We start from the raw sequence: 12,005 nt of genomic DNA on the forward strand, positions 1-12,005 counted from the left end.
ACGATTTTCAAATATGCAGTTGGTCAACCCCGGGTCGCCCCTGACGACCCCTGAGGGCTACTTGATCCCGAGGCGCTTGAGGTCGCGCACGGCGCCCAGGTCGGCGCTGGTGGCGAGCATGGCGTAGGCGCGCAGCGCCGCGGAGACCTTGCGGGGGCGGTCCGCGTGCGGGGTCCAGGCGGCCTCGCCGCGGGCCTCCTCCTCGGCGCGGCGGCGCTCGATCTCCTCCTCGCTCAGGCGCACGGAGATGGCGCGGCGCGGGATGTCGATGTCGATGATGTCGCCGCTGCGCACCAGGCCGATGAGCCCGCCGGCCGCCGCCTCCGGGGAGACGTGGCCGATGCTCAGCCCGGAGGTGCCCCCGGAGAAGCGCCCGTCGGTGAGCAGGGCACACTCCTTGCCCAGGTGCATGGACTTGATGTAGGTGGTCGGGTAGAGCATCTCCTGCATGCCGGGGCCGCCGCGCGGCCCCTCGTGGCTGATGATGACGACGTCGCCGGACTTCACCTGCTTGCCGAGGATCCCGGCGACGGCGTCCTCCTGGGACTCGAAGACGACGGCGGGCCCGGAGAAGGTCAGGATCGACTCGTCCACGCCGGCGGTCTTGACGATGCAGCCCTTCTCGGCAATGTTGCCGAAGAGGACGGCCAGGCCGCCGTCGGCGGAGTAGGCGTGCTCGATGTCGCGGATGCAGCCGGCGGCGCGGTCGGTGTCGAGGGACTCCCAGCGAGAGGCCTGGGAGAACATCTCGGTGGTGCGCACGCCGGCGGGAGCGGCGAGGTAGCCGGTGCGGATCTCCTCGCTGACCTGGGAGCCGGGGACGCCGTCGGGGCCGGGGCGGGCGATGTCGTAGGCGGCGAGCTCCTCACCCAGGGTGGTGCCCAGGACGTTGGGGGTGGTGGTCTCCAGCAGGCCTCCGCGATCGAGCTCGCCGAGGATGCCGATGATGCCGCCGGCGCGGTGGACGTCCTCGATGTGATAGAGGTTCGTCGAGGGTGCGACCTTGGCCAGGTGGGGGACCTTGCGCGAGAGGCGGTCGATGTCGGCCATGGTGAAGTCGACCTCGGCCTCCTGGGCGGCGGCCAGCAGGTGCAGGACGGTGTTGGTGGAGCCGCCCATGGCGATGTCCAGGCTCATGGCGTTCTCGAAGGCGGCCTTGGTGGCGATGGAGCGCGGCAGGACGGAGGCGTCGTCGTGCTCGTAGTAGGCCCGGGTGATCTCGACGATCTGGTGGCCGACACGCTTGAAGAGCTCGCCGCGGTCGGCGTGGGTGGCCAGCAGGGTGCCGTTCATGGGCAGGGCCAGGCCGAGGGCCTCAGTGAGGCAGTTCATGGAGTTGGCGGTGAACATGCCCGAGCAGGAGCCGCAGGTGGGGCAGGCCAGGCGCTCGATGGCGCTGATGGTCTCGTCGGCCACGGTGGGGTCGGCGGCGTCCATCATGGCGTCGATGAGGTCGAGCTTGCGGGTGGTGCCGTCGGCGGCGGTCATCTTGCCCGACTCCATGGGGCCGCCAGAGATGAAGATGGCCGGGATGTTGAGGCGCATGGCAGCCATGAGCATGCCCGGGGTGATCTTGTCGCAGTTGGAGATGCACACGAGGGCGTCGGCGCAGTGGGCGCTGACCATGTACTCCACGGAGTCGGCGATGAGGTCGCGGCTGGGCAGGGAGTAGAGCATGCCGTCGTGTCCCATGGCGATGCCGTCGTCGACGGCGATCGTGTTGAACTCCTTGGCCAGGCCCCCGGCGGCCTCGATCTCGGTGGCCACGAGGCGCCCGACGTCGCGCAGGCCCACGTGCCCCGGGACGAACTGGGTGAAGGAGTTCGCGATGGCGATGATCGGTTTGCCGAAGTCGGAGTCCTTGACGCCGGTGGCGCGCCACAGTGCACGGGCGCCCGCCATGTTGCGGCCGTGGGTGGAGGTGGCGCTGCGGTACTGCGGCATGAGCGATTCCTTCTCGGGCAGACGGACTGGAACGGCGTCGTAAGGAGCCGGCCTCAGGGGGTGGCCAGCGCTTCACGACGCCGTGTTGCCATAGCGTAGCCCTCGTTGGCTTCGAGCGCCGCTTCGCTTCCTGTCCCTGAGACGCGCTGAAACACTCCAAGGCCGCCCCGGCGCGATCTCGGGCCGTCGTCCCGTTCCCGAGGAGGGCCGCGCTCACCGCCGCGATTTGCGGAACGCCGGACTTGCGTCACTGGCCGCGGTGACGGCGCTTGGCCCGCTGACGACGGCGCGCCCAGTCCTCGTCCGCCTTCTGTCGACGCCGCCGGCTCCGGTCACGGGAGGCACGGGTCGCGGTCTCCTCACGGGCAGCGGCCAGGGCAGCCTGCGCAGCGGTGGACGGACGCGCCCGGGCAGCCTCCTTGGCGGCCTGCCGGGCGGCGCGCTTGGGGTTGGGGCGAGAGGCCGACGACGAGCCCACCGGTCTGGACGCCGGTGCCGGAGGACAAGCAGCGGCTCGGTCGATGAGGGCCCCGCCGTGAGTCAGGAGGAAGTCGTAGAGCTCGACGTCGCTGGGTTCGGCCCCGAAGACGTGCCGCGCCGCCCGCACGGTGCCGCCTTTGTCATTCGCCTCGGCCCCACGACGACGTTCGTGGACCTCAAGAACACCGACCCAGAAGCGGCCGTCGAAGAAGAGGGTGAACTGGGCTGAGATGCTGGCGGGGACACCGGCCTGGTTGTCTGAGGCGGGCATATTCGGCATGGAGGCTCCTGCGGGTGCGAGTGATCGCACCCGGTGCAGCAGGAGTCCCCGTGACGGCCGATGACCGGCTTCCCCGAGGTGACGAACGCCTGGTTGTTGCTCGCCCACGACAAGATCGGGGCGGGTCCGGGGTCTGCGGCCCCGACGGCGTCATCCGGACTTCCTCCGGACCGTGCAGTTCGTGCTACCGGGTGTGGCGCGAGCGCGCCGCCCCCAGGCTAGCGCAGTGAACGCCGCCCCGGGGGCACCGCATGCAGACGCGCGTTCGCACTGCAAGGCTCCAGGACGCACTGTCAGGGTGCGGTCCTGGGCGCCTGCCGTGCGAACGCGCGGTCAGCGGCTGAGCGAGGTCTGCTCACATGACGCCGAGGATCTCCGTGACGAAGACGAGGGTGTCGCCGCCGCGGATGCCGGCCTGCGGGACGCCGCGGTCGCCGTAGCCGAGCTCGGAGGGGATGGACAGCAGCAGGCGCGAGCCGACGCGCTGGCCCACGAGGCCGTCGTCCCAGCCGCGGATGACCATGCCGACGCCGACCTGGAAGTTCAGCGGCTGGCCGCGGTCGTAGGAGTTGTCGAAGACGTCGCCGCCCCAGATCTGGCCCAGGTAGTTGGCCACAATCGTGTCGCCGGCCTCGATCACCTGGCCGTCGCCGGCGTCGAGCACCTGGACCTGGAGCCCCTCGGGGGCCTCGGTCCCGGGGAAGGTGAGCGTGGGCTTCGTGCCCTTGGCGCCCTCGACGGAGGGCATGTTGGTGTTAATCATGCGGCGAGCCTACGTGAGGCCCCCGGTTGGACGCCGCAGCGGGCCTCGGCCCAGCGCGAACCCGGCGAGCGGGCCGCGCAGCACCGGGGCGGGAACGGGAGCGAGACCGCCGAGCACGCGGCTGGGGCCGGGACGCATCAGCTGCGTCCCGGCCCCAGCCGAGGTGGTGGCGTCAGGTCGGACCGGACGAACCGGGCCCGACCCCTCGCTCTCAGTCGCGGAAGTAGCTCAGCAGGCGGAGGAACTCCACGTAGAGCCACACGAGGGTGACGACCAGACCGAAGGCCCCCGCCCAGGCGTAGCGCTGAGGCAGCCCGTTGCGGACCCCGTTCTCAATGGACTCGAAGTCGATCGCCAGGAAGAAGGAGGCCAGGATGACCGCCAGGATTCCCAGCGGGACTCCCAGCGGGATCCCCATGATGGTCAGGGAGCGCAGGCCCCAGGCGCCAGTGGTCATGCCGGTCATCATGAGGGCGAAGTTGATGAGGCTGAAGATCATGTAGCCGAAGGTGGCCACGACCACGACTCGACGGAACCTGCCCTGGACCCGGAAGCCGCCGAAGGAGTAGGCCGCCAGCATGGCACCGAAGGTGGCCAGCGTCGCGAGCACGGCCTGGACGACGATCCCCTCGTAGCGGGCCTCCATGATGCCGGAGAAGCCACCCAGCAGCAGTCCCTCGAAGGCCGCGTAGGCCAGGATGAGGGCCGGGGAGGGCTCCCGCTTGAAACTGTTGACCAGGCCCAGGACAAAGGCACCGATGGCACCGGCGAACACCGCCATGGCACCCAGAGCGAAAGTCGCCTCATTGGTCACCAGGTTCCAGCACAGGGCGCCCGTGGCCAGGATGACGGCGAACATACCGGCGGTGCGGATGATGACGTCGTCGTAGGTCATGCGGCGCATGTCCGCGTTGGTGGCCGACGGCGCCTGGTACTGGGCCTCCAGACCGGCCATCTGCTCGGGACTCACCTGGCCGTAACCGGCCGTCTGCTGACCGTACTGGTTGGCGTACTGATTACCGTACTGACCGTACTGCTGGCCGTAGCCGGCGGCCTGCTGGCCGTACTGGCCGGCCTGGTAGCCGGGCATCGTGGGGTAGCCGTTGGGCGTCTGAGCCGGGGCGGCCCCGGGCGCATGGCCGCCTTCCTGGAAGGCGGTGCTTCGGCTGAAGAAGGGGTTGGACATGTTCCTCTCATCCTCTCTGAGGGGGCTGGGACCGTCGGCCCGGAGAGGCCGCCGCTCGCAGTCCGGTCCGGCCGTCGAGGACCGGCACCCGAAACTGCGCATATTATGCGCAGCCCCCGCACGGTCAGGGGAACCCTTTTCCCTCACAACGTAGCCATCTGGGGAGAGATCCCCACTGCGCGTCGGACGCCGTCGACTCCTCAGTGGCCTCCGGCGGCTCGCATCGACCGATCGGTTCTCATCCTCCAGGAGGACCCCCTCCCCCTGACGGACCCGCCCCGGCCGGCCCCGGGTTCCTCACCTCGGCCGATTCACCGACGACGGCGCCTTCCTAGGCTGGAGCCATCCGGTTGCTCCGTGGGAGCAGCCCCTTGGAAGAACCACGGCGAACCACCCACCCCCTGGCCAGAGGCCCACGTCGAAGAGAGAACATCATGATCGAGGCAGTCAATCTCACCAAGCGTTATGGCAAGAAGACGGCGGTGGACAACATCTCCTTCACCGTCGAGCCCGGCACTGTCACCGGCTTCCTGGGCCCCAACGGGGCGGGCAAGTCCACCACGATGCGCATGATTATGGGCCTGGACAAGCCCACCAGCGGCAAGGTCACGATCAACGGGCGCCCCTACCGGCAGCTGTCGGCCCCCCTGTGCGAGGTCGGTGCCCTGCTGGACGCCAAGGGCCTGCACGGCTCGCGCAGCGCCCGCAGTCACCTGCGCCAGCTGGCCGCCTCCAACGGCATCCCCGCCAAGCGGGTCGACGAGGTCCTGGACATCACCGGCCTGACCTCGGTGGCCAAGAAGCGCATCAAGGGCTTCTCCCTGGGCATGGGCCAGCGCCTGGGCATCGCGGCGGCCCTGCTGGGCGACCCCGGTGTGCTCCTGTTCGACGAGCCCGTCAACGGCCTGGACCCCGAGGGCGTCAAGTGGGTGCGAGAGACCTGCCGCCGTCTGGCCGGCGAGGGCCGCACCGTGTTCATCTCCTCCCACCTCATGAGCGAGATGGCCCAGACCGCCGACCACCTCCTGGTCATCGGCCGCGGCCGGATCCTGACGGCCGGCCCAGTCAACGACGTCATCGCCTCGGCCACCACCGACCGGGTGCGCGTGGCCTCCCCCCAGGCCACCCAGCTCGCCGAGCTCATGGCCTCCCGCAACCTGGCCGCCCGGCCCGTGGCCCCCAACGTCCTGGAGACCACCGCGACCACCGCCGCCACCATCGGCGAGCTGGCCGCCCAGGGCGGCATCGTCCTGCACGAGCTCACCACCATCCGCGCCAGCCTCGAAGAGGCCTACATGACTCTGACCAGCGACTCCGTGGAGTACCGCACCGACCCCGCCTCCCAGGCCCAGATGCAGCAGGCCCAGGTGCGCCAGGCCGTGCCGCAGGGCTCCGCCCGGGGCTGAGGCCCGCACGCCAGCGCGCCAAGCCCGCCATCAGAAGCTCCATCCGTCTCACTCCAGAAGGCCAGCCATGAGTACTCACAGCCCCGCACACGCCTCCGCCGCCCCTGCACACCCCGCCCCGACGCGCACCGCCGTCGGGACCGCCCCCGCAGGCCCAGCCCCGCGCCCAGCCGGCCCACACATTCAGGGCCGCCAGACCCTCCTGCGCTCCGTGCGCGCCGAGTGGATCAAGCTCTGGTCCCTGCGCTCGACCTGGATCACCTCCTTCATCGCCATCGCCCTGACCGTCCTGTTCGGCGCCGGTATCGCCATCGCGTCCGGGCAGCGGCCGGAGGGCCAGGAGTCGGCCAAGGACCTCATCACCACCGGTCTGGCATTCGGGCAGATCGTCGTCTCGGTCCTGGGAGCCCTCGTCATCACCGGGGAGTACGCCTCCGGTCAGATCCGCTCCTCCCTGGCCGCCGTCCCCAGGCGCGGGCATCTCCTCCTGGCCAAGGCCGTGGTCCTGGCCATCGTCTCCTTCCTTCTGGGAAGCCTGTCCGTCTTCCTGTCCTGGGCGATCTCCAAGCCCTTCCTCGGCGAGCACGCCGGCTCCCTCACCGACGCGCACTACGCCGGCTACATCTGGGGCTCAGGCCTGGTCTTCGCCGGCATCGCGCTGATGACCCTGGGCATCGGCTTCCTGCTGCGCTCCACCGCCGGCGCCATCACCGTCGTCGTCTCCCTCCTGTTCGTCATCCTGCTGCCGCTTCAGCTCGCGGCCGGTCAGTGGAACTGGGTCAACAAGATCATCGAATGCCTGCCGATCTCCGTCTCCTCGGCTGTGTCCAACCCCTTGCCGGAGGCCGCCCAGTCGAGCGCTGAGGGAGCCCAGTTCCTCACCCACGGCCAGTCCATCGCGGTCTTCGCCGCCTGGGCGCTCATCCCGCTCATCGCCGCCTGGTTCGTCTTCTCCCGGCGTGACGCCTGAGCGGGCGACTCCCCCGCCGTCAGCCGGAGGCGAAGCCCATGTCAGCCCCCGCGTCCTCTCACCAGGCCTCCGGTCCCTCCTCTCCCCACGAGGACCCCGGCGCCCCGCCTGTCTCTTCGGCAGCCGACGCCCCCGGCTGTACAGCCGCATCGGTCGAGAAGAGCCGGGCGGGCGCCGGGCTGCCCGCGGCCCTGACCGACCCCACGGTCCTGCGCAGCCTCATCCGTTCCCTGCCTGCGACGCCCTCCACCGAACCGGCATTCCCCACCTCCGACAACGACAGGAACAGTCCCCGTCGTCGGGACCGAGCCCCTCAGCCGCACAAGTCGACGTCGATCACGACCCCCTGGAATGACACACTGAACCCTATGTCCAGCCAGCTGCCAGTCCCTCAGCCCGGCCGTTCAGCCACCGACACGCCCGCGGACGACGACCTGGAGCCCCAGCCCGAGCCCCGGGGCCCGCTGCGCACGATCAGCCAGTGGTACCACCGCCATCCGACGATCGCCGATATCTCCATCGCTGCCGGCATCGTCGCCTACACCCTCATCATGGGCGTCACGCTTCTCCTGCGGCCGAGCAACCCGGTGAAGGCCTACCCCATCCTGCCCCTGGCATTGATCGCGATCGCGCTGATGGGGACCGCGCTGTCGTTTCGCAGACGCTGCCCTGTGTGGAGCTGGACTGCGATACTCCTGATCCCGGAGATCTATCAGTTCGCAGTCCTGCGAGTCTTCCACCTCACTGCGGAGCAGCTGCTGTACGCGGCCGTCGGCGTCAGTGGCATGGGGCTGATATCAGTCCCCATCGGCTTGGGAACGGTCACCTCGCACCGCCGGCCGGCTGTTGCATGGACCGCGGGGACGGTCTCCCTAGTGGTGCTCGTGCTGGACGTCATCCTGACAAATCCTGGCCTGACACTTGAGGAGATCCTGCGCAACACCGCCATTATCCTTCTCCTGCTCCTGGTCAGCATCCTGGTCGGTTTCAACGCCCGCTCCGCCCGGCTGCGGCTCAAGGCCATGGAGCTCCGCTCGGCCCGCATGGCCCTGGCCAGCGAGCAGGCGGTGCTGCTGGCGGCCGCCGAGGAGCGCAGTCGCATCGCCCGGGAGATGCACGACGTCGTCGCCCACTCCCTGGCCGTCATGATTACGATGGCCGACGGCGCCGCCGCCATCGTGGAGCGCGATCCGGCCACGGCCAAGCAGGCCATGGAGACCCTGGCCGAGGCCGGACGCAGTGCCCTGGCCGACACTCGCCGCCTGGTGGGGGTCCTGCGGGAGGACCCCTCGGTGGCAGCAGAACAGGCCCCGCAGTCCCCGGAGCCGCCTGCACCCTCGGGGGAATCGCCGTCGTCGGCCCGCCAGCACGAGGTCCGCGACCTGCCGGTGCCCGAGTTCGCCCCCCTGGGGACGGTGACACCGGTCGAGCCCAGCGTCCCCATCGCCAACCTGCGCCAGCAGGCCACCGACGGCGCGGGCGACCGCTCCCGCGGAGACCTGCCCCTGGCCCCCTCCCCCGAGCAGGCTGACATCACCGAGCTCGTCAAACGCTTCGTGGCGGCGGGGGTGCCGGTCACCTACCGGTGGGTGGGTGCGGCGCTCCCAGCGGACAAGGCCCTCCAGCTCACCGTGTTCCGCATCGCCCAGGAGGCCCTGACCAACGTGCTGCGCTACGCACCGACGACACCGGCCGTCAGCGTCGACGTCGAGCGGCACATTGGCACCGTGGTCCTCACCGTGGACAACGAGGCCGCCCCCGGCACGCGCCCGATGCACGGATCCGGAAAGGGGCTGATCGGCATGCGGGAACGCGCTTCGGTCTATGGTGGGACCGTACAGGCCGGCCCGACGCCCACGGGTTGGCGAGTCCGCGCGGTCCTGCGCTGGGACGAGCATGACGAAGGGACTTTCTCATGGCAGACGCCCCTGTGAGCAGCGGTGATCCTCTCCAGCCCGACGAGCCTGAGCGCCCCGGCGAGGTCCGCGGCCCGGTCAGCGTCGTGCTCGCCGACGACCAGGCGCTCATGCGCATGGGCTTCCGCATGGTGCTGGAGGCCGAGGAGGACATCACCGTCGTCGGCGAGGCCTCCGACGGCACCTCCGCCCTGGCCCAGGCCAAAGCCCTGAATCCCGACGTCATCCTCATGGACGTGCGCATGCCGGGTATGAACGGCATCGAGGCCACCGAGCGCATTGCCCAGGAATGCCCGGGCACGCGCGTGCTCATCCTGACCACCTTCGACCTGGACGAGTACGCCTTCGCCGGGCTGCGCGCCGGGGCCTCCGGCTTCCTGCTCAAGGACACCCGGCCCACCGAGCTCGCCGAGGCGATCCGCACCGTGGCCTCCGGGGAGGCGGTCGTCTCGCCGCGCATCACCCAGCGGATGCTGGAGATGTTCGCCGGCTCGCTGCCGAGCTCGGAGGCGCCGGCCCAGTCCTCCTCGGATCCGCGGATCGATTCACTGACCCCGCGCGAGAAGGAGATCCTCGTGCTCATGAGTCAGGGCATGTCGAACGCGGAGATCGCCGCGCACCTGGTCGTCTCGGCCACCACCGTCAAGACCCACGTGGGCAACGTGCTCGCCAAGCTCGACGTGCGAGACCGGGTCCAGGCCGTCGTCGTCGCCTACGAGACCGGCCTTATGGCCTGAGGGCCTGGCCCTCAGCGGGGGGCGTGGAGGCGCTGCTGGGCGTCGTCGAAGCCAGCCGTGACGACCTGTTCAACGGCGTCGGCGGCCTGCTCCAGGGTGACGCCGAGGTCGGCGCGCTCACGGCCGGGGAAGTCGGACAGGACGAAGTCGGAGGGGTCCTGGCGGCCCGGCGGGCGGCCGATGCCTACGCGCAGGCGCGCGTAGTCCTTGGTGGAGACGGACTTGCTGATGGAGCGCAGGCCGTTGTGACCGCCTTCGCCGCCGCCGCGCTTGAGGCGCAGCTCGTGGGCGGGCAGGTCGAGCTCGTCGTGGATGACGAGCAGGCGGCTGGCGGGGTCGATCCCGTAGTAGGAGACGAGCCCGGCCACGGGGCCGCCGGAGAGGTTCATGAGCACCGAGGGCTCGGCCAGGATGACGCGGGGGCCGGGGGCTCCGCCGGGCATCATGCCCAGCCTGCCCTCAGCCACGCGGGCACGAGCCTTCTTGTGCTGGGAGAACCGGGACCCGGTGCGCTCGGCCAGGACGTCGAGCACCATGTAGCCGACGTTGTGGCGGTTGCGGGCGTACCGGGTCCCGGGGTTCCCCAGCCCGACGACGAGCCAGGCCTCACTCATGCGCCCCGCCCCGGGGTGAGCCCGGCACGGGTGGTGCGGGAGGCGCCTGCCGGCGCGTCGTCATGGCTGGACATGTCAGTCACGCGCGATTCACTCGGCCTCGGCCTCGGCGTCGCCCTCAGCGGGGGCGGCCTCGGGGACCTCGGAGGCGACGGCGTGCTCGTTGGCCACGTTGACCACGGCGGTCTCGGCGTCGGAGACGGCCTCGACGCCCTTGGGCAGGGCGATGTCGGCAAGGGTCAGGACGGTGCCGGCGGCGACACCGGTGACATCGACCTCGATGGCCTCGGGCACGGAGACGGCCGGGGCGGAGACCATGACGGTGGCGGCCTCGATCATGTGGATGGTGCCGGGGGCGGCCTCACCGATGACGGTGACCGGGACCTCGACGTCGACGCGCTCGTTGCGGTCCACCAGGAGGAAGTCGACGTGCTGCACGCCGGGGCGGATGGGGTGGCGCTGCACGTCCTTGGCCAGGGCCAGGAGGGTCTCGCCGCCGGCGATGTCCAGCTCGACCAGGGCGTTGTCGTTGCTGCGCAGGGCCAGGCGGGTGGCGTGCTCCTCGAGCAGGAGGTGACGGGGCTCGGTGCCGTGGCCGTAGACGACGGCGGGGACCTGGCCGGCGCGGCGGGCCTGGCGGGCCGAGCCCTTGCCGAACTCGGTGCGGTCCTGGGCCTTGAGGGTGATGGCGTTGTTGGCCATGTGGCTCTCCTTGCGGATGAGGCGGGGCCCGGTGCCCCGCGGCTGATGGTGGTCCGGCTGGGCGCGACGACGCGCAGTACCGCCAGGTACCACCACGTCGATCACGGATGCGCGCCATGCTGGCGCGTCCCTCGCCGGGGCAACGTGGGCAAGACTACGGCATGGGCGGGGCGCGCGAACAGTTGCGCAGCCGGTGAGGCGCCCCACCTGGCGGGGCAGGCGGGCTGGCGGGCCAGGCGCAGGCAACGAGCCCCGCAAGGCCGGCCCGGCTCGCGCGGTCGATCCTTAGGTCGCGCGGGCCGCAGGCCTGCGGCCGCTCAGCCGCGTCACGTATGCCATTCCGTCGCGGTGAAGATCAGGAGGTTGGCGTCAGCGCAGATGGCGACCTGCTCGGTGTCAAAGGAGGACGACTCGAAACGACTCGGGTCATCCTGCATCATGTGCTCGATGTCGAGGATCGCATCGGCCTTCTCCTTCGGGACCGTGGTGAAGACCTTTCCCTCGGGGACGTACTGGCGCAGGCCGGGGTAGATCCCCGGGAGCGGATCGGCTTTCCCACTCGATGCCTCAGCGAGGGCCCGGGTGCTGGCGGGATCGAGGGTCATCACTCCGTGTATCCATATCGGGCGGTCCTGCGGGGGCAGAATCTCGCGTTTCTCCTGCCAGTACTGCATGACCCAGTGGGCTGAGGAGATGGTGACGCCCGGCATGCGTCTGTCGAGGCGTCCCAGGTCGGTGCGGATCTCCAGCGTCACGGGGACGTACTCGGTGAAGCTCGCGAAACGGCCATCCGACGTCGGCGTCGCACTCGGCCGCGACTGGTCCTCCTGCGCTGGGGCGCATCCACCCATGGCCAGTGCCGCCCCGCCGGCGAGCCCCATGCCGACGACGCCGCGCCGCCCGTGCTCGGCCATGCCCGCCCTCCTTCGCTCCCGCTCCCGCCTGCGACCAGGCCCGTCGCAAGACACCGCGGGTGCAGCGAAGACTACTCGCGGCGCGTAGCCGGA

11 protein-coding genes are annotated in these 12,005 nt (G+C 70.4%); 4 read left to right on the forward strand and 7 right to left on the reverse strand.

What is annotated here, in order from left to right:
* Window positions 1–57: 57 nt before the first annotated feature.
* From ilvD to HW274_RS11035, 4 genes are all read right to left on the reverse strand, one after another.
* On the reverse strand, window positions 58–1,944 hold the full coding sequence (gene ilvD, locus HW274_RS11020) for a dihydroxy-acid dehydratase (protein WP_185988804.1): 1,887 nt from the start codon (window positions 1,942–1,944) through the stop codon (window positions 58–60).
* A 247-nt stretch (window positions 1,945–2,191) separates the two neighbouring features.
* Window positions 2,192–2,704, reverse strand: a complete 513-nt coding sequence (locus tag HW274_RS11025; protein ID WP_313902158.1) for a DUF2992 family protein — start codon at window positions 2,702–2,704, stop codon at window positions 2,192–2,194.
* Window positions 2,705–3,059: 355 nt separating this feature from the next.
* Entirely contained in the window at window positions 3,060–3,467 is a 408-nt protein-coding gene (locus HW274_RS11030; RefSeq protein WP_101559796.1) for an FKBP-type peptidyl-prolyl cis-trans isomerase, read from the reverse strand.
* Between the two features lie 211 nt (window positions 3,468–3,678).
* Entirely contained in the window at window positions 3,679–4,653 is a 975-nt protein-coding gene (locus HW274_RS11035; protein ID WP_185988805.1) for a Bax inhibitor-1/YccA family protein, read from the reverse strand.
* Between the two features lie 434 nt (window positions 4,654–5,087).
* Between HW274_RS11035 and HW274_RS11040 the strand changes: the two genes are divergently transcribed.
* The 4 genes from HW274_RS11040 to HW274_RS11055 all read left to right on the forward strand — a co-directional run bounded on the left by HW274_RS11040 (window position 5,088) and on the right by HW274_RS11055 (window position 9,682).
* Window positions 5,088–6,059: an ABC transporter ATP-binding protein gene (locus HW274_RS11040; RefSeq protein ID WP_185988806.1), complete on the forward strand. Its 972-nt coding sequence runs from the start codon at window positions 5,088–5,090 to the stop codon at window positions 6,057–6,059.
* A gap of 67 nt (window positions 6,060–6,126) precedes the next feature.
* The gene (locus HW274_RS11045) at window positions 6,127–7,029 is read left to right on the forward strand and encodes an ABC transporter permease subunit (protein ID WP_185988807.1); all 903 of its coding nucleotides are present in this window, start codon (window positions 6,127–6,129) and stop codon (window positions 7,027–7,029) included.
* Window positions 7,030–7,067: 38 nt separating this feature from the next.
* Entirely contained in the window at window positions 7,068–8,963 is a 1,896-nt protein-coding gene (locus tag HW274_RS11050) for a histidine kinase (protein WP_396027376.1), read from the forward strand.
* Window positions 8,945–9,682: a response regulator transcription factor gene (locus tag HW274_RS11055; RefSeq protein ID WP_185988808.1), complete on the forward strand. Its 738-nt coding sequence runs from the start codon at window positions 8,945–8,947 to the stop codon at window positions 9,680–9,682. The genes HW274_RS11050 and HW274_RS11055 overlap by 19 nt, the downstream gene beginning before the upstream one ends.
* An 11-nt stretch (window positions 9,683–9,693) precedes the next feature.
* Here HW274_RS11055 and pth read toward each other — a convergent pair whose 3' ends face one another.
* The 3 genes from pth to HW274_RS11070 all read right to left on the reverse strand — a co-directional run bounded on the left by pth (window position 9,694) and on the right by HW274_RS11070 (window position 11,912).
* Window positions 9,694–10,296, reverse strand: coding sequence for an aminoacyl-tRNA hydrolase (gene pth, locus HW274_RS11060; protein WP_185988809.1), 603 nt, complete (start codon window positions 10,294–10,296; stop codon window positions 9,694–9,696).
* A 90-nt stretch (window positions 10,297–10,386) separates the two neighbouring features.
* The gene (locus HW274_RS11065) at window positions 10,387–10,998 is read right to left on the reverse strand and encodes a 50S ribosomal protein L25/general stress protein Ctc (RefSeq protein WP_075404923.1); all 612 of its coding nucleotides are present in this window, start codon (window positions 10,996–10,998) and stop codon (window positions 10,387–10,389) included.
* 326 nt (window positions 10,999–11,324) lie between these two features.
* Window positions 11,325–11,912 carry a hypothetical protein gene (locus HW274_RS11070; RefSeq protein WP_185988810.1) on the reverse strand — a complete coding sequence of 196 codons (588 nt, stop codon included), beginning with the start codon at window positions 11,910–11,912 and terminating at the stop codon, window positions 11,325–11,327.
* Window positions 11,913–12,005: the final 93 nt, after the last annotated feature.

This window comes from Actinomyces sp. oral taxon 169, from assembly GCF_013394715.1.
Lineage (GTDB): Bacteria > Actinomycetota > Actinomycetes > Actinomycetales > Actinomycetaceae > Actinomyces.

What these genes read in the sequence shown, in the direction of transcription:
- pth (WP_185988809.1), bottom strand. Translation starts at nt 10,296, where the DNA reads ATGAGTGAGGCCTGGCTCGTCGTCGGGCTGGGGAACCCCGGGACCCGG.
- HW274_RS11070 (WP_185988810.1), bottom strand. Translation starts at nt 11,912, where the DNA reads ATGGCCGAGCACGGGCGGCGCGGCGTCGTCGGCATGGGGCTCGCCGGC.
- HW274_RS11045 (WP_185988807.1), top strand. Translation starts at nt 6,127, where the DNA reads ATGAGTACTCACAGCCCCGCACACGCCTCCGCCGCCCCTGCACACCCC.
- HW274_RS11035 (WP_185988805.1), bottom strand. Translation starts at nt 4,653, where the DNA reads ATGTCCAACCCCTTCTTCAGCCGAAGCACCGCCTTCCAGGAAGGCGGC.
- HW274_RS11065 (WP_075404923.1), bottom strand. Translation starts at nt 10,998, where the DNA reads ATGGCCAACAACGCCATCACCCTCAAGGCCCAGGACCGCACCGAGTTC.
- HW274_RS11025 (WP_313902158.1), bottom strand. Translation starts at nt 2,704, where the DNA reads ATGCCGAATATGCCCGCCTCAGACAACCAGGCCGGTGTCCCCGCCAGC.
- HW274_RS11055 (WP_185988808.1), top strand. Translation starts at nt 8,945, where the DNA reads ATGGCAGACGCCCCTGTGAGCAGCGGTGATCCTCTCCAGCCCGACGAG.
- ilvD (WP_185988804.1), bottom strand. Translation starts at nt 1,944, where the DNA reads ATGCCGCAGTACCGCAGCGCCACCTCCACCCACGGCCGCAACATGGCG.
- HW274_RS11040 (WP_185988806.1), top strand. Translation starts at nt 5,088, where the DNA reads ATGATCGAGGCAGTCAATCTCACCAAGCGTTATGGCAAGAAGACGGCG.
- HW274_RS11030 (WP_101559796.1), bottom strand. Translation starts at nt 3,467, where the DNA reads ATGATTAACACCAACATGCCCTCCGTCGAGGGCGCCAAGGGCACGAAG.
- HW274_RS11050 (WP_396027376.1), top strand. Translation starts at nt 7,068, where the DNA reads ATGTCAGCCCCCGCGTCCTCTCACCAGGCCTCCGGTCCCTCCTCTCCC.